This is a genomic window from Candidatus Seongchinamella marina (genome assembly GCF_026262685.1).
GTDB lineage: Bacteria > Pseudomonadota > Gammaproteobacteria > Pseudomonadales > Halieaceae > Halioglobus > Halioglobus marinus.
This window is the reverse complement of the sequence record NZ_SHNP01000009.1, coordinates 53,840-77,393: the sequence shown is the minus strand read 5'-3', so window position 1 is coordinate 77,393 and position 23,554 is coordinate 53,840. Positions and strand designations below refer to the sequence as shown.

The following is a 23,554-nucleotide window of genomic DNA, read 5'->3' as shown; positions in this document are numbered from 1 at the left end:
CAGCTGAAAGCCACCAAGTGCTCACGATGACAGTCTTCACAGCGGACCCGCAGAAACCCGTTCTCGAGCCGCCCGCACTCTAGATACTCATTGAATTCTCGGGCGACATGGCGAGGTAAACAACGGCCTGTATCAATGATATACGACTGAAACTCGGGCCAATAGCGCTCGATAAGTTGATAAAGCAGTGTCTGCTCGGGGCGATGGCGTTCATAGGTGGCGTGACCAAGGGCATGCCCATAAACAGGGGCAGCCCCTCCTGTGCCTGGTGACAGCATGCTGCGTCGACTCCAACAGAGTTGAAGTCAAACACATTGGGGCCGTGAGCTTTGGCGGGGAACATCCGAAGTATCCAGCCGCTTGGTTATATTCGAGCGAATCTGGTCACACCCCGCGACTCCCATCTATGAGTCAGTACCCATAGTCGGACGCTCTAAGCACTTATAAGCCTATGAAATTTATAGAAAATGGTGGGCCCAGAAGGATTTGAACCTTCGACCTGCCGATTATGAGTCGGATGCTCTAACCAACTGAGCTATGGGCCCACTTGCGGGGAGGCGGCATTATAATGAAGATATCGTCCGACGGACAGCCCCCCTTATTACAACTCCATGGAGTGATGGATGAGCACGAATACAACACAGCATATAGAAATCAAAGGTACGGTAGCGCCCGGTTTTGAACCGGTTCAGCAGTTATTCGAAAACCAGATGAGGACCCTCGCAGAGCGCAGTGCGCAGCTATGCGTATATCACCGTGGCGAAGCGGTGGTGGACCTGTGGGCGTCAGTGGAGAATGACATCAGTTTTTCTTCTGACTCACTGATTAATGTGTTTAGCAGCGGCAAGAGTCTGGAGGCGATTGCTATGGCTTGGCTGGTGGGTAAGGGTCTGCTCAGCTACGACTCGGAAATTACACGTTACTGGCCGGAATTTGGTGCGCAAGGGAAAGACAAGCTGACGGTGGCAGATCTTATGCGGCACGAGGCGGGGTTAGCTAGCTTTGATACTTCCATTGATATGGAAGACTTGTTTACGAAACAGATCAAGCAGAATGCGGTAGGGCAAATCATTGAGGGGCATGCACTCGCTTACACTTCGAGCAACGGCGGAAAGCGTGAGTACCATGCCCTTACCCGGGGTTGGATAGCCAACGAGGTGTTTCGAAGAGTTGATCCGGCTGGGCGCACAATCGGTGAGTTCCTGCGAGAGGAGATTAGTGGCCCGCTAGGTGCTGACGTGACCATCGGTGTTAACGAAGATGAATGTGTGCGTATGTCCAAGGTGCATGACCTGGGCTTTGGTCGTCAGTTATGGCTGAGCATGCGGCCCAAATTTATGGGTAGGCGTATCGTGCACAATATTTTTCAAATTCTGGGTCGGCTGGTTCGCATTGTCCCGTCAATGGCCAAGAGCAGAAAAGCGGGTGCACCACCTCCCTTGGTAGGGATGAAAAATCTGGAAATTTTTAACGAGCCCAATTTCGCCAAAGGCGAAACACCCTCAGCCAATGCTACTTGTTCTGCTCTTGGGCTGGGTAGAGTTGCAGCCATGATGGCAGCCAGAGGCAGGCTGGCGGGCAGAGAGTACTTAAGTGAATCTGCGTGGAAGGCGATGCACGAACATCCTCTTAAGGCGAATATGGGAGGTATGTTAATCACTCGGTTTACCCAGGGCGGCGTAGACTGTTTCGCTCCAACTGATGCGCAAAGCACCCAAGCAGAAAGAGATTTTAATGAGGGCCGTGAGGGTTTTTATGGGTGGATGGGGCTTGGCGGTTCTATTTTTCAGTGGCATCCTGTACTGGATATCGGGTTTGCGTTCGTGCCGACATCGTTGCATACCCTCGATTTATTTAACGAACGGGGCAAGCGATACCAGGGCGAGGTATTGAAATGCATAGCTAAAATTGCCCGAGAGCACGCAGATTAAATAGCAAAAGCTTTCTGTCTGATAAAAAGGTGAATGCGCAGTACCGAGTACGAAGCGCCGCCTATTGAGATAGGCAGCTACCCGTCATTAACGTAGACTTGGCAGCCTCTCGCTCATTGGCTGCCAGCACTCTTATCGTGTCCCGCAATTCTACTCATAGCTCATCCACTGCATCTGGACTAGCGCTGTCGCAACAGAATTTTTTGCTGGCAGCAGCCTTTATCATGCCGCTGACGTTTTCAGTGTGGCAGGCTTTGCTGAATAATTTCGTTGTAGAACGCGCCGCCTTTACTGGCGCTGAAATTGGCATGCTACAAAGCTTGCGTGAAGTACCTGGCTTTTTGGCTTTTACCGCCGTGTTTGTGCTGCTGGTCGTGCGCGAGCAGCGTTTTGCTCTCGGCTCTTTACTGGTGATGTCGGTGGGCGTTGCTCTAACTCCCTTTTTTCCCAGCACCTATGGTCTGTATGCTACGACGGTAGTCATGTCTATGGGCTTCCATTATTTCGAAACGATCAATAAGTCCTTAACCTTGCAATGGATAGAGAAAACCCAGACGCCCCATTTCATGGGTAAGGCGATGGCGGTAAAGGCGGCAGGAGCCTTGCTGGCCTACAGCAGTATTTGGTTACTCATGGAATGGGTGGGTTTTGGTTTTACGGCTATGTATTTACTGGCCGGTGGCATAGGCGTTGTCATCACCCTGGCCCTGTGGGTTGCCTTTCCCCATTTCCCTGAGGGGGCGGTTCAGCACAAGAAGCTGATTTTTCGCCGTCGCTATTGGCTGTACTACGCGTTGACGTTTCTGAGCGGGGCAAGACGGCAAATTTTTATGGTCTTTGCCGGCTTTATGATGGTGGAGAAGTTCGGCTATTCAGCAGCCGATATCAGTCTGCTGTATCTCGCCAATTATGTGTTTAACCTGTTTTTTGCGCCACGTATTGGTAGCTGGGTAGGCAGGGTGGGGGAACGCCGCGCATTGCGTGTTGAATACGTGGGACTGATTATTGTGTTCAGCAGTTATGCCTTTGTTGAGAATGCAAATGTGGCGGCAGGCCTGTATATCGTCGATCATTTATTCTTCGCGCTATCGATAGCGATTAATACTTACTTTCAAAAAATCTCTGATCCTAAAGATATTGCAGCTACATCCAGTGTCAGTTTTACCATCAATCACATAGCCGCTGTTTTTATACCGGCTCTACTGGGTATTCTGTGGCTCACTTCTCCCAGTGCTGTTTTTCTGGTGGGTTCAGCAATTGCAGTATCGTCGTTGGTTCTATGCAGTTTTATCCCTGATGCTCCTGATCAGGGCAGGGAAACGCGGTTTTCAAGCTAAAGCTTGCTAATCGGTCTGTGGACAGGTTTTGCCCACTCGGTATAAGGTTCGGGGCTTTGCGGTGTCAGGCACAAGAGGTCAACGATGTTTTGACCTGTCTCAGTAAGGCAGCCTGGCTCAGGCCGTCAGCCCCAATATTAAAGTGGAATAGCCGACGAATAGCAGTGTGAGCAGTGGAAAAATTCGCGGAACGGCAATCATCAGTGCAGTCAGTGCCATGCCTGCTAAAGGCAGCACCAGCGATGGCATCAGCGGGTTCCCAAACATGGTGACATTTACGTAGGGACCCACCAGAAAGTACAGCAGCATCGACAGGCAAGAAAGTCGGCCCAGTCCCTGGCTATGATATAAAAAGTCCAGATTTCCAGATCCCTCAGGTACCGGCAGTGCCATTTCGGCGGCGCCATAGACGCAAATAGCTCCAATGATCAGAACCACGAAATCACCAAAGTGCCAGGCCTCCAGGTCACGTAGCCCCCAGCCTACCCACCAGAACTGCAATACGTAGGCCAGAACGCAAATCCCCCAGGCCGCAGTGGACCAGTGAAAGGAAACATCGCGATGGACCCGGATTAACATGGCAACGGAGTGCAATAGCCGAGTAATAGCCAGGCCGAGGATGATAGATATCGCTACAAAGACGTATTCGTGCTGAGTCATAGTAAAACTAAAAGTAGAGAGCGGGCTGTTGGCCGGCTGCTATGATTTTTGTTCACTAATAGTCGCAACTAGTTTGAGTCATGGCAACCACTGTATTTTTATCACGTGTCATAATGAACGTTAGAGACGAGCAAGCCTGAAAGTGATGGACTCCCAGAATACGTTATTTGACGCCTTAAGAGGTGAACCTTTACCGCTGGAGCAGGCCGATTTGGTTTTATTCCCTGAGGTGGCGCTGGGCTTTGACTCCGCCGAGCTACTCGCTCGTCTCATTGATGAGACTCCATGGTCTCAGGAGACGATTCGGCTTTACGGAAAGACCCATCTGCAACCACGATTGATCGCCTGGTATGGAGACCCAGAGGCCCAGTACGCATACTCTGGTAAGCAATATCAGCCGATTCCCTGGACACCCCTACTGACTACTTTGAAGGCGTCGGTAGAAACTTTATGTGCCTCCTCATTCAACAGCGTGCTGTTGAACTTCTATCGTGATGGCGCTGACTCTATGGGGCTGCATGCGGATGACGAGCCAGAACTGGGGGCCGAGCCGTGTATTGCGTCTTTGAGTTTGGGTGAAGAGCGCACACTTTACTTTAAACACAAGCAACGTAAAGAGCTTAAACCGCTGAATGTGGTGTTGCCCAACGCCAGCGTGCTGAGGATGCAAGGGGTAACCCAGCAGTACTGGAAGCATGGTATCCGAAAAATTTCCCGACCCTGTGGTCCCAGGGTTAATTTAACCTTCAGGCGGATTTATCCGCGCAAGGCTTCACCCGATCAGGGCCCACCAGCAAAGTAGTCCGGCGATTGCACTGCCGGCACTGGCTCTGCCCAGTACCTTGGGATTAATTTTTGCCAACTCCGACATGGGGTTTTTGCTGCGACGGGTGCGCATTAAAACCGGCCATTCGATGATCGAACCAAAAGCGAAGCTTGCCGCTGCACCTGCCACCAGCGCTGCACGGCCGGCGGTGTCCGTGTCTACCGCACTGAAAACAGCCCACAAGGCCAATACACCACCAACGGTGCCGGCAACACTCATGCTGAAGAATTTGTTCAGGGTGTTTTTTTCAAAATTCCAATCAAAGACAAACAGGCTGGGCTTATCCCTCACTGTGTAGTCGGCTGCACTGAATTTTGCACCCAAATAATGAAACCATTCATGCACTAGATTGACGGTGAGAAAACCTGCGGCAATACCCGTTAGAACGGTGAGCAGCGTGGCCAATGTCCACCCCGTGAGTTGACTCCAGCTGTCTGCGGCTGCAAATAATGATAGTGCTATAACCCATAGGGCTAAATGCACCGCGGCCTGCTTAATGAGCAGTGTCGCTGGCGCTCTCGCCATTTTTTCAAACGCTTCCTGTGGCTGTTCCATTTAACTAGCTCCCTGGAGTTGGGCGGCTCCATTGATATTAGGCAAATCCAGCATCGTCACAATCCCGCCGCGAGCTTCGCAGACGGCGGGAATGGCATTGACCAGCCAGGCTGCTGCTGATGAGTTACCGCCTCCCGCCATGCCTGGCTCCACTGGGTCATGGCCGTGTACGCTGACCTCCAGGTTGGGACTGCCACTAATAATAACCTGGTGACAGCCTTGGCCTTGAGGTGGGTAAGGCCAGTCTGGAGCGCAGTTATCATCTATGCGGGTGATGTGCTCTAGCGCGTAAAGCGGCTTCTCGTTGTGATAGCCGATGACTTCAAATCTAAAGGCGCCCTGGGTACCTTGCTTAAAAGTGCCCATGCCTGCCACCTCAACGGTCTCTTCCAATGGCCTGCGCTGTACGCTGATCTGTACGCGCTCGACCGGCTTGTGTAGGGCGCGGCCTATCAGTTTGATCATCGGCGACCACACCATATCGATAGCGAAGTCGTGCAACATCATCGGCAACTCCTCCATGGGTTGTCCAAAGCCAATGACTTCGCGGACCACTTGGGGCTGATCGTAAAGCGCGTAGTTAAATATCTCTCGAGTTCGAATTTCAGTGATGCCAGCCACGGCGCCGCTCAATACAACAGGCAACATGTCCATGACCCATCCTGGATCTATGCCTGACACAAATAGCGATGCTCCAGAATCCTTGCAAACTGCCTCTATAGGCGCGAGTGCTTCCTGGGGTGTTGACTGAGGGTCAAGATAAAAATAAAGGCCCGGTGCGACCACATTGATGCCTGCGTTCAGGCAGGCAATCACTTCGGCAATCGCTTCTTCGGGTCGAGTATCTGCTGTGGCGCTATAGACGACGGCATCAACAGACTCGGTGATTGCTGCCTGCCAGTCCTGAGTGGCGGTAATACCGCAAACGTCGATCCCGGCTATTTCTCCAGCGTCTTGGCCCGCTTTTCTGTCATCAGAAACGATCACTGCTTGCAGGTTTAGTGCGCTGTGTGACAGCACCGCCCTGATGGCGGGCCGGCCTACATTACCAGTACCCCAGACGATAACGTTCTTACTCATGGCATTGATCCTTACTCTTATTGCAATAGTGTACGCCCTCAGGTGCCATGGGGACCAATAGTTACTGTATTGCTGCGACCAATTCAAGTGACAGACTTCAACACCCGGGCACAAAAAAACCGCCCTGAGGCGGCTTTTAACGGTGCTGAAAGCAGTTTACAGTGCCGGCAACAAAACGCTGTCGATCACCCATACAATCCCATTGTCGGTCTTGACCGGTTGGCAGCTTACCTCAGCCATGTTTACGCGAGCTTCACCATTTGCGCGACCGAAATACACCGACTGCCCGTTGAGTGTTGCACGGCGGGTTGCGATATTGGCGGACATTTTACGTGGGTCTTGTTGTCCGGTGGTCACGTGATAGGTCAGTACCGCGGTAAGAAGATCTGTGTTGCCGACTACGACGTCGACCAGTTCAGCAGGCAACGCAGCAAATGCATCGTTGGTGGGAGCGAAGACCGTGATGTTTTCGGTAGTGGCTAATGCGTCGGCGAGATCAGCTGCGACGACCAGGTGGACGAGAGTGCTAAGTGCAGGCGTGGCGATCGCTGCGTCAACGATTGAACCGTCGAAGGTAACAGCGTTTGTACTCGCACAATCGCCGAAGCTGTCGGCGTTCGCACCGGAAATCATTGTCAACGAAAGTGCTGCAGTTGCGGCAAGTGAGGTTAGGGTTGTTTTCATATTGTGCTCCGTAGCTTTAAACAGCTTCAATGTGTTTTGTTATTGGTCTCCATAGTAAGCCACTGTCGGTTCGAGCCAGGCAGTCCAACTTGCAGTCTCGGCAGCAGTTACATGATTAAAATTACGGGCAGTTTTTTCTGTCGGATTTATCGAATATAAGCTTGTCCAGCTTTTGTCGCTAAGGGCGGCTTTTATGTTGCAAGGGCGTGAGAGACTGATTTCTACTGTAACTAACTGAATTGTTTGCCGAATCGTGAAGCCAATTCGTGCTGGTAGGTTCATATTTATTTTTGCCATAAAGGAAAATTATTTAATGGAGTTACAGGCCATCCAGCGTTTTACGGGCTTGGTCATCTCAATTGATAATTGGCGATGTATGAACTTAGTGCCAATTTTAGGGCAAGGAAAACGCGCCAGTAGGACCGCAATTGGGGGGTCAATGTCGTTACGCCCATGCATGCCGCTATTTGGTCGGCTTTGACCACTGTATAAGAAGCAGCCTATGCGGTGTTTGGCAGGCACAAAAAAAGCCACCTACAGGTGGCTTTAAAAGTGGTGCTTTGACAGGTTTATTCGTCCAGGAAACTGCGCAGGTAGTCAGACCGAGTCGGGTGGCGCAGCTTACGCAGTGCCTTGGCTTCGATCTGGCGAATACGCTCTCGAGTGACATCGAACTGTTTCCCCACTTCCTCAAGGGTGTGGTCGGTGTTCATATCGATGCCGAAACGCATGCGCAGTACCTTGGCTTCGCGCGCGGTGAGGCCAGCCAAAACGTCTTTGGTTGCTTCCTGCAGACCCTGGCCCGTGGCGGAGTCAACTGGTGAGGAAATGGTGCTGTCCTCAATGAAGTCGCCCAGGTGGGAGTCTTCATCGTCGCCGATGGGCGTCTCCATGGAGATGGGCTCCTTGGCGATTTTCAGTACCTTGCGAACCTTGTCTTCTGGCATGTCCATACGCTCGCCAAGCTCTTCCGGAGTGGGTTCGCGACCCATTTCCTGCAACATCTGGCGTGAGATACGGTTGAGCTTGTTGATGGTCTCAATCATATGCACTGGTATACGGATAGTGCGCGCCTGGTCGGCAATGGAGCGGGTAATCGCCTGGCGAATCCACCAGGTAGCGTAGGTCGAAAACTTGTAACCCCGGCGATATTCGAACTTGTCGACGGCCTTCATCAGGCCGATGTTGCCTTCCTGAATCAGGTCCAGGAATTGCAGGCCGCGGTTGGTATACTTCTTGGCGATGGAAATTACCAGGCGCAGGTTTGCCTCGACCATTTCTTTCTTGGCGCGACGAGCACGGGCTTCGCCCATGGACATGCGGCGGTTGATTTCCTTGATCTCAGAAATCTGCAGACCACATTGCCCTTCAATGGCCTGAATACGGCGCTGCAAGCGATGAATGATTTCTTTTTCGGCGTTCAGCTTGGGTCCGTAGTCTTTCTTGCGCGCCTGGCGAGACAGCCATTTGAGATCGGATTCCGACCCCTGGAAGGTGCTGATAAAGTCCTTGCGGGGCATGCCGCAGACCTTGATCGCAATGCGCATGATTTCGCGCTCCTGGTCACGCACCGCAGCCAGAATGTTGCGTGGTGTATCACAGATAGGATCAAACACGCGCGGAGTCAGTTTGAAGAACTTGAATAGCTCGCCCAGCTTTTCCATCTCTTTAATGGCAGCGGCGTCGGTGCGACCTTTTTCAGCGATGACTTTTTCAGTCTTGTTGTACTGTCGCTTGAGTGCGGTGAAGCGCTTTTTGGCTTCTACTGGATCTGGGCCGTTGTCCGTTTCTTCTTCTTCGTCAGTACCGGCTTTATCAGCCTTGGCCTGCGCGGCCTCCGCCAGTTCAGCAGCGGTGGGCACGTGTTGGGCCGGATCCAGATAGCCGACCATAATGTCAGCGAGTTTGCGTTCTTCCTTGGTGACCAGCTCGTATTCGTCGAGAATACTTTTTACTGCGCCGGGGTAAAGGGCGAGGGCAGATAAGAGTTCGCGTATGCCTTCTTCGATACGCTTGGCGATTACAATTTCGCCTTCGCGGGTTAACAGTTCCACGGTGCCCATTTCTCGCATATACATGCGCACTGGGTCGGTGGTGCGGCCTGCCTCCGTTTCAACGGCGGCCAGCGCGGCGGCGGCTTCGGCAGCGGCGATGTCATCAGCAGAGCGATCGCCCTCGGTCATCAGCAGTTCGTCGGCGTCTGGCGCCTGCTCGAACACCTGAATGCCCATGTCGTTGATCATCTGAATGATGTCTTCAACCTGGTCGGGATCGGAAATATCCTGCGGGAGGTGATCGTTCACCTCTGCGTAGGTCAGATAGCCCTGCTCCTTACCCTTGGCAATCAGGGCTTTCAGGCGGGATTGTTGGTTCACAACGTCAGTCATTAAGGTGACACCTTTGGAAGAAGCGAAAAAAAATCAGCCGGCGATTATAACCGGATAACAGTGGCTTAACTACATAAAAGCCTGTTCATTTAGTGGATCTCTGGGCATTTAGACCCTGAATCGCCCCAACTCTATGATTTTTGTTATATGGGGGCTAATTGGACAAATGCAACGGGTTCTGCGTCCAGGCAGATGTGTCTTTTGAGCAGCCCCGGACTAGTGATCGCGCCGGTTTCGTTCAGCGTCGCGCTGCAGCTTTTCTTGCAGTAATTCCCTCAGACGTTGCTTTTCCAATTCACTGACTTCAGCGTAGTTGGTGAGTTTCAGTTTGTCGACCTGCTGGGCAAGTTTTGATTGTTGCGGCAGGTGATGAGCGAGGTTGTAGATAATATCGTTGAACTGTCGCTCAATGCCCGCGGTGGGAATTAGCCGTTCCTGGCCCGCCAGTTGATTAAGCAGTTCGCCTTCAGGCGTGCCATACCAGTGGCCTAGCAACATGCCGGTGTTAGACTCAGGTCGACGTTGCACCAGGTCGATGAGTTCGGCCAGTAGAGCGACATTATCGCCGCTCAGTTCTGTCAGGCCCCCGGCTTTTACTTGCCGCGCAATTTCGGGTTGGTGCAGGATTAGAGCGATGGCGCTTTGGGCCAGATTGGAATAGCCGGCCTGCTGCTGAGAATTGGGGGCGCGCTGGCGAGGGCCGGCTTTATCATCATCTATGTCCAGCTCTGGGTATTGCTCATCGCCTAAAGACGGAGCGCCATCCTGATAGCGATGTTGCTCTGCTCCACCTGACTGATCTCGACCGGGGTGATAGCCAGGGTCACTGGATCTGCCTGAGTAGGACGCAGGCGCACTGGGTTGGGGTGGCGGAACTTCCAGGCGCATCAGGCTTTCCAGTTCCAGGCCGGTTCTTTCTGCCAATGCCTGGAACATCAGCTGTTTGAACACACCTTCCGGCATCAGTCGAATATGCGGTAATGCCAGCTTGCTCAGGCGGGCGCGACCGTCGAGGTTGCCGGTGTCGAGACCTTCAGCCATCGAATCGAACAGGAAGGTATCCAGCGGCGTAGCGCCAGCCAGTAATTCTTCGAATTTTTCCGCGCCACCGCTGCGTACCACCGTGTCCGGGTCTTCGCCCTCGGGCAGAAACAAAAAGCGCGCCTGGCGGCCGTCTTCCATGCAGGGCAGGGCGGCTTCCAGTGCCCGAAAGGCTGCCTTGCGACCCGCTTCGTCACCGTCGAAACAAAAAATGACTTCCGGGCAGCGCCGGTAAATACGCTCCAAGTGGGCGTTGCTGGTGGCTGTGCCCAGGGTGGCGGTGGCGATAGTAATGCCGTGTTGTGCCAGGGCGATTACGTCCATGTAGCCTTCAACTACCAACAATCGTTCGAGTTTGCGGTTGGCTTGCAGGGCCTCGTAAAACCCATAGAGTTCTCGACCTTTTTGGAAAATGTCGGTTTCAGGAGAGTTGAGGTATTTGGGTTTGTCGTCGCCTAGTACCCGGCCGCCAAAAGCGATGACCCGGCCACGCTGGTCGCGAATCGGGAACACCACCCGGTCACGAAAGCGATCGTAAATGCGACCCTTATCATTTTCCACCAGCATGCCTGCTTTCATCAGCAGGGCTTTCTTGTCTTCGGTTTCCCCCAGGGCTGTGAGTAAATTGTCCCAGCCCGGCGGCGCGAATCCCATGCCGAACTGTTTAGCGATTTGCCCGGTGAGTCCACGCTCCTTGAGGTACTTAACCGCATTGCTCCGTTCAGGATGCTGCCGTAGTTGTTGTTTATAGAAATTAGCGACCTGCTCCATCAAGGTGTACAGCGACTTGTTGGTTTCTTCACGTTTGGCCTGTGCCGGGCCGCCGCTGTTCGCCTCCCGCTGTACTTCCATGCCCACACTGTTGGCCAGCGTCTCAATGGCCTGCGGGAACTCTATGTTCTCGTAATCCATAACAAAGCCGAGGGCGTTGCCGCCGGCACCGCAGCCAAAGCAATAGTAGAACTGTTTGTCGGGACTGACCGAGAAGGAGGGCGTTTTTTCTTCGTGGAAAGGGCAGCGAGCGCTGTAATTCTTACCGGTTTTACGCAACTTCACCCGCCGATCCACCACATCGACAATGTCGACACGGTCCAGCAAGTCATCGATAAACGTTTGGGGAATGCGTCCGGCCATAGAATGATTGTAACGCTATTGAGACGCTGGGTTATACGGTGGAAGCAGGTTAGATGCCGGAGATTTTGTTGCCGGGGCGTCCGAGCACATGGATGTGCGAGGCCGAGCCTGACATGGATGTCTGCTTTTTGGCGGTCCCGGGAGCCAAATCTCCGGGATCGGTCCGCTCAGGTGGAAAGGCGGCTTTTAACTAGCCCACTCACCTTACCCATATCCGCTTTACCAGCAAGCTTGGGCTTCAACTGCCCCATCACCGGCCCCATGGCCTGCATACCAGTGGCGCCTGATGCGGCAATGGCTTCATCAATCATGGCGATGATTTCGTCTTCGTTGAGCTGCGCAGGAAGGAATTCCTGCAGAACGAGAATTTCGTTGTTTTCGACATCAGCCAGCTCAGTGCGGCCGGCGTCAGTGTACTGCTGAGCGGAATCGCGACGCTGCTTGACCATTTTATCGAGTACGGCCAGCGCACGAGCATCATCTACTTCGATACGCTCGTCGACTTCGATTCGTTTGAATTCGGCTTGAATCAGCCGGATAGTACCCAGTCGCTGTTTGTCTCTGGCTTTCATGGCCGCTTTCATGGCGGCCCTGATCGTTTCAGTTAGCGACTGGTCACTCATAGGGAGGGATGCCAGTGCTTAGTACAGACGTACGCGCTTGCGGTTTTCCCGGGAGAGCTTCTTCAGGTGACGCTTAACAGCTGCAGCGCCAGCGCGCTTGCGAACTGTGGTGGGCTTCTCGTAGTGCTCACGCTTACGAACTTCAGCCAGAACACCGGCCTTCTCGCAAGAACGCTTGAAGCGACGCAGTGCTACGTCAAAGGGCTCGTTTTCCTTGATCTTGATGTGGGGCATTAACTCTGTACCTGTCTCAAATTTTTGTAACAACCACCGGCAAATAGCCAGTGAAAGCCTGAAAGGGCGCGCATTCTATACCGATCAGGGGGTGTTTGCAAAGGGTCTGACCGACTCCGATTCGGTAATTTGCGGCCAATTTCTCTGGTTTGGGGCAGTACCAGCCAGTATCATGCGGCGGATAGTGATTTTGGAGCCGATTAATGCTCATTCTGGGCCTGGAAACCTCCTGCGACGAGACCGGTGTGGCGCTGTACGACACAGAGCGCGGCCTGCTGGCACACGCGTTGTTCAGCCAGATTGATATCCATGTGGAATACGGCGGAGTAGTGCCGGAATTGGCCTCCCGCGACCATGTGCGCAAGACGCTTCCATTAATAGAAGAAGTGATGGCGGAAGCTGAAGTCACCGCGGCCGATATTGATGGCGTGGCCTACACCGCCGGCCCCGGCCTGGTGGGTGCATTAATGGTAGGCGCTACCCTGGCCAGATCGCTGGCGTGGGGCTGGGGTGTTCCCGCGTTGGGCGTGCATCACATGGAAGGTCACCTCCTGGCGCCTATGCTCGAAGAAGAACATCCTGAATTCCCTTTCGCAGCGCTGTTGGTCTCCGGCGGTCACACCCAGTTGGTGCGAGTGGACGGAATAGGCCAATACCGTTTGTTGGGTGAGTCACTGGACGATGCAGCCGGTGAAGCCTTCGATAAGGCCGCCAAAATGCTGGGATTGCCCTATCCGGGTGGCCCGCATATAGGCCGTTTGGCGCAAAGCGGTAATTCCGAGCGTTTTGACTTTCCCCGCCCCATGGTTAACCGGCCCGGGCTGGATTTTAGCTTCAGTGGCTTGAAAACCTTCACCCTCAATACAGTCGCAAACTGCCGCGAGAAGGGTGAACTGACAGAGCAGGACAAGGCCGATATCGCCCGTGCTTTTGAGGATGCCGTGGTTAGCACGCTAGTCATTAAATGCCGCCGAGCGCTGAAACAGGAGGGTTTAAAGACCCTGGTAATGGCAGGCGGAGTCAGTGCTAACTTATCTTTAAGAGCAGGGCTTAAAGGAGCTTTAGCCAAAGAAAGGGTACAAGTGTTCTATCCGGCACCGCTTTTTTGTACCGATAACGGCGCCATGATCGCCTACGCAGGTGCCCAGCGCTTGCAAGCAGGGCAGGTGGACACTGAAGACACTCGCGTACGCCCCCGCTGGCCGATGGAAGAGCTGCCACCTATAGAGGGCGCTGCCTGATGGACACCGTATATATAGAAGGCTTAAAGATCGATGCCGTCATCGGGGTTTACGACTGGGAGCGTTCAATTCTCCAAACTCTGGTGTTGGACCTTGAATTGGCGTCAGATAACCGCGCCGCAGCAGCCACCGATGGCATCGCCGATGCCGTGGATTACGACGCCATTTCCAAACGCATTTTGGCCTATGTTCAGGCCAGTGAGTTTGAATTGATTGAAACCCTGGCCGAGCGGGTCGCCGACATTGTCCTGAGCGAATTCAATATTCCCTGGCTGCGGCTGAAACTGAGCAAACCGGGGGCAGTCGCCGAGGCAAATGACGTAGGCGTTATTATCGAGCGTGGGAGCAGAACCTGATGGCCCGCGTATACCTCGGCCTTGGCAGCAATATAGAGCGCGAGCGCTACATCACCGCTGGTTTAGATGCGCTGGAGGACCTGTTCGGCGAAATGGAGCTTTCTCCCGTTTACGAATCTGCTGCCATAGGCTTCGACGGCACTGCTTTTTATAACATGGCGGTGGGCGTGAATACCGATTTGACCCTCGCTGAGATGGCAAAACGGCTCCGAGACATAGAATATGAACATGGTCGCCCCAAGAAGGCCTCCCGGTTCAGCTCAAGGCAACTGGATATCGATATTCTCACTTATGACGACCTAGTCGGGGTGATTGATGGGGTTGAACTGCCTCGTGGAGAGATTCTGGAGAATGCGTTTGTGTTGCAGCCGCTGGCGGATGTGGCGCCGGATGAGGTGCACCCGTCTGATGGCAGGAACTACGCGGTACTTTGGGAGGGGTTTGACTGCGGCAAGCAGATAATTTCTCGGATCGAGTTTTCTTGGAGAGGCCGGTCAATCTCCTGATTACTTGTGCTGGAATTCGCTCACGAGGAACGAAGATTGGTCACTTTTGATCTCGTAGTAGCTCGGCTGTTGCTGGAAAATGTAACCAGCAGCATTCATCTGAGCAACTGCCGTGGCAGCCATAGTATTTGATACACTTAGGTTTGCCCGCCGCCTGACTGAGGCCGGCGTGCCCGACCGTCAAGCAGAAGTGCAGGCTGAACTTATGGCAGAAGCGTTGCTATTGAATATAGATAGCGTGGTGACCAAGGATTACTTGAATGCGCGTTTAGCGGAGCAAGATGTTAAGTTCGATGCTAGGTTTGCTATTTTGGATAGTAAGATTAATCTGCACAGCTGGATGCTGGCCATAATCGCTGCCAGTAACGTAATTCCAGCCATCTCTGGCCTGATCGGCTACTGATCTTTGTAACCATCCGGGAGCGCCTGGTCATACCCGCGACACTAGTCATCCCGGCGGAGGCGGTGGTCCGCCATTGCGGGATCCAGCACTATTTCTATAACTGTCCAACCTAAGAACCCTCTCATCAGCAATAGCCTCCCCCAAAGCCTTACCCTCCACCCCAGGAAATAACCCAGCCGTCACCCCAAGCGCAATTTCCCTGGCCTCCCGAAGATAACCTCCCTGCGGATAGGGCTTATCTTCCAGCCCCAGTCGCCCTCGCGCATCCGCCTCACAGGCTAACAAAAACGCCTCAAACCGATCTGGCCTGCGCAAGGCATCCGTCGCGCTCAGTAGTTTCAACAAGGTCTTACCCCGCAATTCCATCGCCCGATGGCTATGCAGATGGTATTCGCAGGCCTTCAGTGCCAGGTCCCGGTACTGGTTCGGCGCCTTCAGCCGCTTGCAGGCCGCTTTTACCAGCTTGATCCCCCGAAATTCATGGGCAATGTGTCGGGGTAGTTCCTCTTCGGGGGTGATGCCCTTACCTAGGTCATGCAAAAGCACGGCAAAACGCACATCTTCAGAACCACCCAATTTCACCGCTTGCTGCAAGGACATAAGCGTATGTAAGCCCGAATCGATTTCAGGATGATGTGCCTCAGGCTGAGGCACACCAAATAACGCATTCAACTCCGGAAGCAGCTTCGCCAAGGCTCCGCACTCACGCAGTACCTCTACAAATACCTCCGGATTGCGCTCACTCAGCGCGCGATCCAGCTCAACCCAGATGCGCTCTGCCGGCAGGTGGGCCAGTTCGTCTTGCCGTGTGATCTCCGCCATCAGCGCCATAGTTTCTGGTGCCACACTAAAACCCAAATGCGCATAGCGGGCGGCAAACCGCGCAGTGCGCAGCACTCGCAAAGGGTCTTCCACAAATGCATCCGATACATGGCGAAGCACCCGGCTTTGCAAGTCCTCCTGGCCCCCATAGGGGTCGATAATGGAACCATCTTCATCCTGTGCCATCGCATTGATGGTCAGGTCCCGGCGCAGAAGGTCTTCCTCCAATGTCACATCCGGCGCGCAATGCACCGCGAAGCCGGTATAGCCATGGCCGGATTTGCGCTCGGTGCGGGCCAGGGCATATTCGTCTTTGGTTTGCGGGTGCAGAAAAACGGGGAAGTCTTTGCCTACCTGCTGATACTCAAGCTCGAGCATCTCGTTTGGTGTGGCACCCACCACTACCCAGTCGCGTTCGTGCACAGGGTAATTCAGGAGAGCGTCGCGCACAGCGCCGCCGACAAGGTAGATTTTCATGGGGTTAGTGTAACGACTAAGCTCAATCCTGGCACTTGCCGTCCTTGCATTTACACTGGGTCCACTTAGCTGTTTCCAGGCAATAAAACGATAGCGCACCGCCCCAAACGCAGCCCGTATCCAGTCCGATGGCATTAGGCGTATCGGTCTGGCCCTCAATAGAAGCCCAGTGGCCGAAGATGATCTTGTCGTCTCGCGCCTTACGCTCGGAGTGGCTAAACCAGGCAGACACTTTCTGCTTCCCGGGTATTGGGTTCACACCCTTACTCTCAAGGTCGAGAATGCCATCGGAAGTGCAGTAGCGCATGCGCGTCAGGTAGTTTGTAATCACCCTGAGTCTTTCCATACCCTCTAATTTTTTGGACCACACCGCAGGCTCATTGCCATACATGGCTTTGAAAAAGTCGATGCAGCGATCACTGCGCAGAACAGTCTCAACCTCTCGGGCCCGTTTGATGGCTTTTTTAATGCTCCACTGGGGAGGGATTCCCGCGTGCACCATGGTATAGCCGTATTCATGATGAATAAGAGGCCGATGAAGTAGCCAGTGCAGTAATTCTTCCCGATCTGGTGCGGCAAGAATCTCATCGAGTGTGTCTGACCCGCTGGGTCTGCGAACACCGGCTGCAACCGCAAGCAAATGAAGGTCGTGGTTACCCAGAACCATGACCAGATTTTTTCGCATTTTATAAAAAAATCGTAGAGTTTTCAGGCACTTGGGCCCCCTATTTACGATATCACCTACAGACCATAGCGTGTCATGACTGACATCGAACTTAACCTCCCGAAGAAGGCATTTGAGGGGTTGCAAACAGCCCTGAATGTCTCCAACTACGTACGTCGACATCGAATCAGTTGAGTGCGTGAGGAGTGTGCAGAGTGAAGGCAGGAATGGTTACTTCGAACGTGGGTAACTCATCAGGAGGCACCTTCATCGGTTCTCGAACAACCATAAAATAACTGCCCTCCATATAGCCTATCTCGGTAGTGAGTGTCGCACCGCTGGTATAACGAAATGATGTTCCCGGCTGAATAATCGGTTGTTCTCCCACGACTCCTTCGCCTCTAACTTCCTGTACCTCATCGTTGGCGTCGGTAATCAGCCAGTGCCGCGAAAGTAGCTGCACTGGCAAATTGCCGCCGTTGCTAACCGTAATCGTGTAGGCGTAGGTGTAGTGACCGTCTGCAGGGTTGGAATGGCTAGGCAGATACGTGGTGACTACTCTGACCCCAACCAGGGCGGGATTAAATGGCGTCTTTTGCATGGATAGCGTTTGTAATGGCAATAAATTCAGTGAGCGCTAGTGTCTCAGCTCTGGCGCCCGGGTCAATACCTAGCCGCTCCAATTCGTCGGTATCGATGAGGCCTTTCAGGTTGTTGCGCAAAGTCTTGCGTCGCTGTGCGAAGGCGATTTGTACCACCTTCCGCAGCTGGCTCTCCTCACACGCAGGCCAGGGGGATTCTTTATAGGGCACCAGGCGAACAATTGCAGACTGAACCTTGGGCGGCGGGTTAAAGGCCGTAGGGGGAACGTCAAACAGGTGTTCAACCTGACAGTGATATTGAGTCATAATTCCCAGGCGACCCCAATGCTTGCTTCCAGGCGAGGCAGCCAGACGTTGCACAACCTCCAACTGCAGCATGAAGTGCATGTCTCGAATGATGAAGGTATTTTCAAGGAGCTTGAAAATTAGGGGGGTTGAGATGTTATAGGGGAGATTGCCGACAACTCTCAGGGGCTTATTGTTAGTTGCCAGCGCAGCGAAATCGAACTTGAGAGCGTCGGCGCTGTGGAGTTTAAAGTCATCGTAGAGGCTAAAAGCTGCCAACAAACCAGCGATAAGGTCTCTATCCAGTTCGATCACGTCGAGTCTGCAGCCTGTGGGGGCCAACATTTCGGTAAGAGCGCCCTGGCCTGGACCAATTTCAACCAGGTGGTCGCTTTCTCTGGGATTAATGGCGGCTGCAATACCGCTGATCACTCCCTGGTCAATCAGAAAGTTCTGACCGAAGCGTTTGCGGGGAATATGACTGAGAGCTTGCTTTGGCATTGCTGTATTGTACCGGTAGCTAATATGAATACTACTCTTCTGGCTTTCTCCGTGCGGAATTCTGTTAAACTTTCACTGAACTCACGGGACCCTAACAAAAGGACATCAGCACAGTAATATGACCCTCCGCCAATATTTCAGCCTTATTAATGTTCAGGCGATCATGCTTCTCAAAGCGGATAACTCTAAATTCAAGTTGGGCATCTTGTGGTGGTTTCTGGAGCCGCTGATGTGGGTGGGTGTGTTTTTTGTGGTGTTTAACCTGATTCTCGACACCGAAAGAAAATCAGGAGATTTCATTCTTTTCCTGGCCTGCGGGAAATTTGCTTTTATCTGGTTTTCCAAAACGGTGCTGCAAGCCTCGGGCAGTATAGTCGCCAGCCAGGGCTTAGTGAGCAAGATCGACATGCCCAAGTCACTGTGGCCTATGTCCGCTATTCAGGAAAGTCTTTACCGCCAATCGACGGTTTATCTATTGTTGTTCACTATTTTGATATTTTTCGGTGCTTACCCAGGCGCAGTTTGGTTATGGATGATCCCAATCGCTCTCGTCATGTATCTGCTCATCGTTGCCTGCGGACTGGTGGGTTCTTGCCTTGTTTGTATCCTTCGAGATTTTCAAAAGCTTATTCCTTTGGGAATGACTTTTCTCTTGTTTACGTCTGGTATTTTCTGGGATGTGAGAGAACTCAAGAGTCAGGAAAAGGCTGAATTGCTCCTTACGTATAACCCTCTGGCCTTTATGATCGACGCGCACCGGCAGGTGCTGATGCACAAAAACCCCCCGGATGCGCTGCACCTATTGGCGATAGCCTTAGTGGCCGCTGCTGTGATTTTTCTGACCATCAGTTTTATGCGTCGAAATAGCCAGTACCTGGCTTTGAAGGTGTTGACCTGATGAGTGAGACGGAAAGAAAAGTGATGTTGGAGCTGAAGGATGTATCTCTCAGCTTCCAATCCAGTAAAGATACTTTCAATGATGGTGTCCATTATGTACTCGATTCGGTGTCCTTCAAGCTTTATGAAAATGAGACGCTAGGTATCATCGGCCGTAACGGTGTGGGTAAAACAACGATGTTGCGGATTATGGCGGGTATTCTCGCGCCGTCGAGTGGTGAGATAAGCAAGCGCCCTGAAAGAACAGCTTCCTTGTTAACCATTGGTTTGGGCCACAAAGCTGACCTGAGTGGTCGCGATAATGCCATGTTATCGGCAATGCTGCAGGGCGCCAACAAAGATGAAGCGACAGGTTATCTTGACGATATCAGAGATTTTTCGGAGCTCGGTGATTCGTTTGAAGAACCGGTAAAGACATATTCTTCGGGTATGAAGTCTAGGCTTGGGTTCACCACGGCTCTGCTGACGCATGTAGATATTTTGTTGGTCGACGAAATACTCAGCGTGGGTGATGCCGAGTTCAAAAAAAAGGCCGAGAGCGCAATGAAAGGACGTATAGGTGGAGATCAGACGGTTGTTTTTGTGTCTCACTCCCTGTCGCAGGTGCGCAGCCTTTGTGATCGAGTGCTTTGGATAGATGGTGGTCAGGTCAAGGCGGCCGGTGACCCGAAGTCCGTTATCGCTCAATATCAAAAATCATTGAAGAGTTAGCTCATTCTTTCAATTTGCTAAACGCCAAGACTTCATGGTGTTTCTTTCTGAAGTCTCTTCTAATACCATCCCACACTGCTCGAGCGGTGATGCTGAAAAACATCCTCTGCTCTGATTTTTCGTAGAACCGGAATTTTAAAAAGAAACTAGGTACTTTAATAAGGAGTACGAAAGGGTAAAAGAACCCAGAAGCGATGCGAAACAACTCAAGACGATTGCGATAAGTGTAATAGACCTTCCATAGTGGGCGATACACATCCTGTTGATTAACGAGTGTTTCACAATCATGTCGGAATCGGATGGATGGAGCAAAGAAGTGGCGGAACCCTGCCTTCCTGGATTCCAATACATAAATAATGTCATCGGCATAAATGAAAAGCTCGCTCCGGGGAAGCCCGATCGCTCCATTTCGGATGTTCTCTACTCTTATGAAGCAGCCCACAAAAGAAGAAGAATCCACTTCCACTACCTCGTTCCCGTGGTAATCGCTATCGCCTACGTGAAACCCTTTGCGACCATTGAGTGTTGTGCCAACGAATTTTTTTAAGTGCCAGAATGGATTGACGCTGGGCCTGTTCATTTCACTAATTTGCTCTCCATCAGGCAAATATACAGCGACGGCGACCGATCCTACGTCGCTGGGTATTTCTAACTCTTGAAACTGTGTGACTGCGCCAAGCTCAGGCCAAGCATCATCATCGAAGCAAACCAGCCATTGGATTTCAGGGAGTTCGGTGGCCACATGATTAAATCCCTGACTAAAGCCTCCGGCTCCACCAAGGTTTTTTTCACTGTGAAGAACGATTAAACGTTCGTCTTCAAGGCTTTCTAGCCATTCAGCAGTTCCATCTGTAGAGGCATTATTGACCACGACAACCAAGTCAAACCTGTTTATTAATGTGTGCTCGATTGTGCGCTTCAGCTTTTCTAGTCGGTTAAAAGTAACTATAACTGCCGCTAGAGATCGTTCGTCTACCACGTTAGATTGGCTCGTTGAAAAAAGCAGGTACGGGATTATTTTTTGCGGTTAATTCTAGGAACGACTCAGCGAGGTGCATTGCTTCAGCAATGGTCACGTCCATATCTAGATAGCGATATGTGCCAAGGCGCCCGACAAATGAGACCCCCGGCTCTGCTCGAGCCTTTTTTATGTAGTCTCTGAGCATGGTCTGCTCTTGCGCAAGGCGAACAGGGTAATATGGTATATCGCCCGATTCGCAAGTCCGGCTGTATTCCGCAAAGCAGACTGTTTTATCGTGCTCTTCCCAGGGCGAAAAATGCTTGTGTTCGGCTATGCGGGTATAGGGCACTGACTCGTCAGCGTAGTTCATCACCGCGCAACCCTGATAATCACCATCAGTGCGAATCTCCTTGAAATCTAATGTCCGGTAGCCAAGGCGACCCAGTTCGTAATTAAAATAGCCGTCTACAGGGCCGCTGTAGAACACGTGATCGTAGTCTTTGACCTGCGACCGGGAAAAGGGGGTGCTCAGGCGTACAGAAATATTGGGATGATCGAGTATTTTCTCCACAATTGCGGTGTAGCCCTCGCGCGGCATTCCCTGGTACTTGTGAAAGAAGTAGTTATCGTCGTAGTTGAAGCGCACGGGCAGTCGTTTGAGAATGCTTGCGGGCAATTGAGTGGGTGAACAGCCCCACTGTTTCTGTGTATAGCCCTTGAAGAAGGCCTCGTAGAGGTCCTTGCCGACAAAACGTAGCGCCTGTTCTTCAAAGGTTTGCGGATCTTCTATATTCAGGTCGGCCTGTTTTTCAATAAATGCCCGGGCCTCGGCGGGTGACATGGCCTCGCCAAAAAACTGGTTTATGGTGAGCAGGTTGATTGGCAGGGAGTAAACCTTGCCGCCACTGATGGTCTTGACTCGGTTGGTGTAGGGCATGAACTCGGTATATTGGTTCAGGTACTCCCAGACTCTTTCGTTGTCGGTGTGAAAGATGTGCGGGCCGTATTTATGCACCATTACGCCGGATTCGGGGTCCCGCTCGGTGTGGCAATTGCCGGCGACGTGGGTGCGAGCATCGAACACAGTTACCCGGTGTCCCGCTTCGACGAGGGTGCGGGCGATGACTGCGCCGGAAAAGCCGGCGCCGATAGCGGCGAAATGTGTCATGAGTGTTGGAGTCGCTCGATTCAGTATGCGTTTTTGTGGACAAAGCCCCGGGATAGGGTTAGAAAAATGATCTTCAGGTCCAGCCCGAGGGACCAATTGTCTATGTAATATAGGTCATGCTCAACTCGTTTTTGCAGGTCGGTGTCGCCGCGCCAGCCATTGACCTGGGCCCAGCCGGTGATGCCGGCTTTAACCATGTGCTTTTGCATGTAGCTGGGAATCTCGTCCTTGAACCGCTCCACGAATACTTTTCGCTCCGGCCGGGGGCCGACGATAGACATGTCGCCTTTGAGTACATTCCAGAACTGGGGGAGTTCGTCGAGTGAAGACTTGCGCAAGAATCGGCCTACATTGGTAGTCCGTTTCTCGCCACTGGTGGCCCATACCGGTCCGCTCTTGTCCTCGGCATTAACCGGCATCGTCCGAAACTTGTACATTTCAAATTCGCGGCCATTCCAGCTTAGGCGAGTCTGTTTGTAGAAGACCGGCCCGCGGCTGCTAAGCTTGACCGCCAGGGCGATTAGCAGCATCAGAGGGCTGATCAGCACCAGAATCAGCAGTGAAGTTGCCTTGTCTTCCAGCGCCTTGATCCAGCGGTTGATGCCATCCATTGGCGTGACCGAGAGATTAATAACCGACATGCCGGCAACGGAGCTGATTGAATGATTGATTAGTCGGTAGCCGAACAGGTCTGGTACAAGGCGAATATCGGCGGTGACATAGCGCAATCTAGCCATAATCTCCTCGATCAGGTTCTCCTCGCGCAAGGGCATGGCAAGCCAGATCTGATCGACATGATGGTGCGCCACAAACTGGATGCCCTGCTCCAGACTGCCGGTGGCAATCGAATCAGGTGCAGGCGGCGGAGGCGAGGATGAATAGTAGCCGAGGATGTTGAAGCCGGCTTCCGGTGTTTCACGCAGTTGGTTGAAAACCTTTGCCCCTGTTTTACCCTCCGCTATTATCACAATATGTCTCAGGTTAAACCCGCGGGCGCGCATTCTGCGCAGTATCCGTCGCAGTACGAAGCGCTGCACCATCAATGCGCCGTAGCCGCATGTGAACCACATCAGCAGCCAGGCGCGAGAGAAATTGGCAGAGGTTTTGGTAATGACCGACAGGAAAATCAGTGTGCCGAATACGATTGTCCACGCCAGCAACAGCTGGGTGAACTCCTCCAGCTGGTATTCCCCGCGCCAGGCACGATAGAGCTCACTTGCCTGAAAAGTGACCAGCTGCAGCAGCAAGGCCATGATGACAGCCACTTGGTAGAGTAAAAAACTCGGTGGCGAAGAATCTGAAAAAACAATGAAATATGCAACAATGCAGCTCAGGAGAGATAGCAGTAGGTCTGAAGCGCGCATAACCCACAGAAGTAGGTCGGAATGTTCGTGTAGGTAGCCCGATCGTTGCATTATTTGATTACGCTCTTATTAAATAATTCCGCAATCCCGAGAGGTCTGCCAAA

General features: G+C 52.6%; 25 protein-coding genes and 1 tRNA gene. 9 read left to right on the top strand and 17 right to left on the bottom strand.

What is annotated here, in order from left to right; translation table 11 throughout:
* Both EYC87_RS18660 and EYC87_RS18655 read right to left on the bottom strand, forming a co-directional pair.
* Positions 1-278, bottom strand: a 278-nt coding sequence (locus EYC87_RS18660) for a transposase zinc-binding domain-containing protein (protein WP_279254230.1), incomplete at its 3' end; no start/stop codon positions are given.
* Between the two features lie 190 nt (positions 279-468).
* A tRNA-Ile gene (locus tag EYC87_RS18655) sits at positions 469-545 on the bottom strand.
* A 78-nt stretch (positions 546-623) separates the two neighbouring features.
* On the opposite strand from EYC87_RS18655, the gene EYC87_RS18650 reads away from it, so the two are divergent.
* Together EYC87_RS18650 and EYC87_RS18645 are read left to right on the top strand one after the other, a co-directional pair.
* Entirely contained in the window at positions 624-1,931 is a 1,308-nt protein-coding gene (locus tag EYC87_RS18650) for a serine hydrolase domain-containing protein (RefSeq protein ID WP_279254229.1), read from the top strand.
* A 137-nt stretch (positions 1,932-2,068) separates the two neighbouring features.
* On the top strand, positions 2,069-3,268 hold the full coding sequence (locus EYC87_RS18645; RefSeq protein WP_341474999.1) for an MFS transporter: 1,200 nt from the start codon (positions 2,069-2,071) through the stop codon (positions 3,266-3,268).
* Positions 3,269-3,385: 117 nt separating this feature from the next.
* On the opposite strand, the gene EYC87_RS18640 is transcribed toward EYC87_RS18645, so the two are convergent.
* A complete protein-coding gene (locus EYC87_RS18640; protein WP_007228112.1) occupies positions 3,386-3,928 on the bottom strand; it encodes a hypothetical protein in 543 nt (180 codons plus the stop codon).
* Between the two features lie 145 nt (positions 3,929-4,073).
* Between EYC87_RS18640 and EYC87_RS18635 the strand changes: the two genes are divergently transcribed.
* Positions 4,074-4,730: an alpha-ketoglutarate-dependent dioxygenase AlkB family protein gene (locus EYC87_RS18635; protein ID WP_279254234.1), complete on the top strand. Its 657-nt coding sequence runs from the start codon at positions 4,074-4,076 to the stop codon at positions 4,728-4,730.
* Here EYC87_RS18635 and EYC87_RS18630 read toward each other — a convergent pair.
* The 7 genes from EYC87_RS18630 to rpsU all read right to left on the bottom strand — a co-directional run bounded on the left by EYC87_RS18630 (position 4,701) and on the right by rpsU (position 12,492).
* Positions 4,701-5,309, bottom strand: a complete 609-nt coding sequence (locus EYC87_RS18630; protein ID WP_279254227.1) for a hypothetical protein — start codon at positions 5,307-5,309, stop codon at positions 4,701-4,703. The genes EYC87_RS18635 and EYC87_RS18630 overlap by 30 nt on opposite strands.
* Positions 5,310-6,389: an NAD(P)H-dependent amine dehydrogenase family protein gene (locus EYC87_RS18625; RefSeq protein WP_279254226.1), complete on the bottom strand. Its 1,080-nt coding sequence runs from the start codon at positions 6,387-6,389 to the stop codon at positions 5,310-5,312.
* A 156-nt stretch (positions 6,390-6,545) separates the two neighbouring features.
* On the bottom strand, positions 6,546-7,073 hold the full coding sequence (locus tag EYC87_RS18620; protein ID WP_279254225.1) for a fasciclin domain-containing protein: 528 nt from the start codon (positions 7,071-7,073) through the stop codon (positions 6,546-6,548).
* 569 nt (positions 7,074-7,642) lie between these two features.
* Complete coding sequence (rpoD, locus tag EYC87_RS18615) at positions 7,643-9,460, bottom strand: RNA polymerase sigma factor RpoD (protein ID WP_279254224.1); 1,818 nt, start codon at positions 9,458-9,460, stop codon at positions 7,643-7,645.
* Between the two features lie 216 nt (positions 9,461-9,676).
* Positions 9,677-11,635 carry a DNA primase gene (gene dnaG, locus EYC87_RS18610; protein ID WP_279254223.1) on the bottom strand — a complete coding sequence of 653 codons (1,959 nt, stop codon included), beginning with the start codon at positions 11,633-11,635 and terminating at the stop codon, positions 9,677-9,679.
* 167 nt (positions 11,636-11,802) lie between these two features.
* A complete protein-coding gene (locus EYC87_RS18605) occupies positions 11,803-12,258 on the bottom strand; it encodes a GatB/YqeY domain-containing protein (protein ID WP_279254222.1) in 456 nt (151 codons plus the stop codon).
* 18 nt (positions 12,259-12,276) lie between these two features.
* Positions 12,277-12,492, bottom strand: coding sequence for a 30S ribosomal protein S21 (rpsU, locus tag EYC87_RS18600; RefSeq protein ID WP_007228251.1), 216 nt, complete (start codon positions 12,490-12,492; stop codon positions 12,277-12,279).
* A gap of 203 nt (positions 12,493-12,695) precedes the next feature.
* Between rpsU and tsaD the strand changes: the two genes are divergently transcribed.
* The 4 genes from tsaD to EYC87_RS18580 all read left to right on the top strand — a co-directional run bounded on the left by tsaD (position 12,696) and on the right by EYC87_RS18580 (position 14,998).
* Complete coding sequence (tsaD, locus tag EYC87_RS18595) at positions 12,696-13,733, top strand: tRNA (adenosine(37)-N6)-threonylcarbamoyltransferase complex transferase subunit TsaD (protein WP_279254221.1); 1,038 nt, start codon at positions 12,696-12,698, stop codon at positions 13,731-13,733.
* Positions 13,733-14,089 (top strand): dihydroneopterin aldolase, encoded by a 357-nt coding sequence (gene folB, locus EYC87_RS18590; protein WP_279254220.1) that lies wholly within the window; start codon positions 13,733-13,735, stop codon positions 14,087-14,089. The genes tsaD and folB overlap by 1 nt, the downstream gene beginning before the upstream one ends.
* Positions 14,089-14,595: a 2-amino-4-hydroxy-6-hydroxymethyldihydropteridine diphosphokinase gene (gene folK / locus EYC87_RS18585; protein WP_279254219.1), complete on the top strand. Its 507-nt coding sequence runs from the start codon at positions 14,089-14,091 to the stop codon at positions 14,593-14,595. The genes folB and folK overlap by 1 nt, the downstream gene beginning before the upstream one ends.
* Positions 14,596-14,707: 112 nt before the next feature.
* Positions 14,708-14,998 carry a CCDC90 family protein gene (locus EYC87_RS18580; protein ID WP_279254218.1) on the top strand — a complete coding sequence of 97 codons (291 nt, stop codon included), beginning with the start codon at positions 14,708-14,710 and terminating at the stop codon, positions 14,996-14,998.
* A gap of 45 nt (positions 14,999-15,043) precedes the next feature.
* Here EYC87_RS18580 and EYC87_RS18575 read toward each other — a convergent pair whose 3' ends face one another.
* Genes EYC87_RS18575 through rsmA form a run of 4 tightly spaced genes read right to left on the bottom strand, consistent with a single transcriptional unit; the run spans position 15,044 to position 18,349 of the window.
* Complete coding sequence (locus tag EYC87_RS18575) at positions 15,044-16,297, bottom strand: multifunctional CCA addition/repair protein (RefSeq protein ID WP_279254217.1); 1,254 nt, start codon at positions 16,295-16,297, stop codon at positions 15,044-15,046.
* Between the two features lie 22 nt (positions 16,298-16,319).
* Positions 16,320-17,144, bottom strand: coding sequence for a symmetrical bis(5'-nucleosyl)-tetraphosphatase (locus tag EYC87_RS18570; protein WP_279254216.1), 825 nt, complete (start codon positions 17,142-17,144; stop codon positions 16,320-16,322).
* A gap of 4 nt (positions 17,145-17,148) precedes the next feature.
* On the bottom strand, positions 17,149-17,562 hold the full coding sequence (gene apaG / locus EYC87_RS18565) for a Co2+/Mg2+ efflux protein ApaG (protein WP_279254215.1): 414 nt from the start codon (positions 17,560-17,562) through the stop codon (positions 17,149-17,151).
* Positions 17,543-18,349, bottom strand: coding sequence for a 16S rRNA (adenine(1518)-N(6)/adenine(1519)-N(6))-dimethyltransferase RsmA (gene rsmA, locus EYC87_RS18560; protein ID WP_279254214.1), 807 nt, complete (start codon positions 18,347-18,349; stop codon positions 17,543-17,545). The genes apaG and rsmA overlap by 20 nt, the downstream gene beginning before the upstream one ends.
* A 118-nt stretch (positions 18,350-18,467) precedes the next feature.
* Between rsmA and EYC87_RS18555 the strand changes: the two genes are divergently transcribed.
* Positions 18,468-19,247: an ABC transporter permease gene (locus EYC87_RS18555; protein ID WP_279254213.1), complete on the top strand. Its 780-nt coding sequence runs from the start codon at positions 18,468-18,470 to the stop codon at positions 19,245-19,247.
* Positions 19,247-19,957, top strand: a complete 711-nt coding sequence (locus tag EYC87_RS18550) for an ABC transporter ATP-binding protein (RefSeq protein ID WP_279254212.1) — start codon at positions 19,247-19,249, stop codon at positions 19,955-19,957. The genes EYC87_RS18555 and EYC87_RS18550 overlap by 1 nt, the downstream gene beginning before the upstream one ends.
* A gap of 1 nt (position 19,958) precedes the next feature.
* On the opposite strand, the gene EYC87_RS18545 is transcribed toward EYC87_RS18550, so the two are convergent.
* From EYC87_RS18545 to EYC87_RS18535, 3 genes are read right to left on the bottom strand one after another with little or no spacing between them, the layout of a single operon-like run.
* Positions 19,959-20,936, bottom strand: coding sequence for a glycosyltransferase (locus EYC87_RS18545; RefSeq protein ID WP_279254211.1), 978 nt, complete (start codon positions 20,934-20,936; stop codon positions 19,959-19,961).
* Position 20,937: 1 nt separating this feature from the next.
* Complete coding sequence (gene glf / locus EYC87_RS18540) at positions 20,938-22,086, bottom strand: UDP-galactopyranose mutase (RefSeq protein ID WP_279254210.1); 1,149 nt, start codon at positions 22,084-22,086, stop codon at positions 20,938-20,940.
* A gap of 20 nt (positions 22,087-22,106) precedes the next feature.
* Positions 22,107-23,450, bottom strand: a complete 1,344-nt coding sequence (locus tag EYC87_RS18535) for an undecaprenyl-phosphate glucose phosphotransferase (RefSeq protein WP_279254233.1) — start codon at positions 23,448-23,450, stop codon at positions 22,107-22,109.
* Positions 23,451-23,554: the final 104 nt, after the last annotated feature.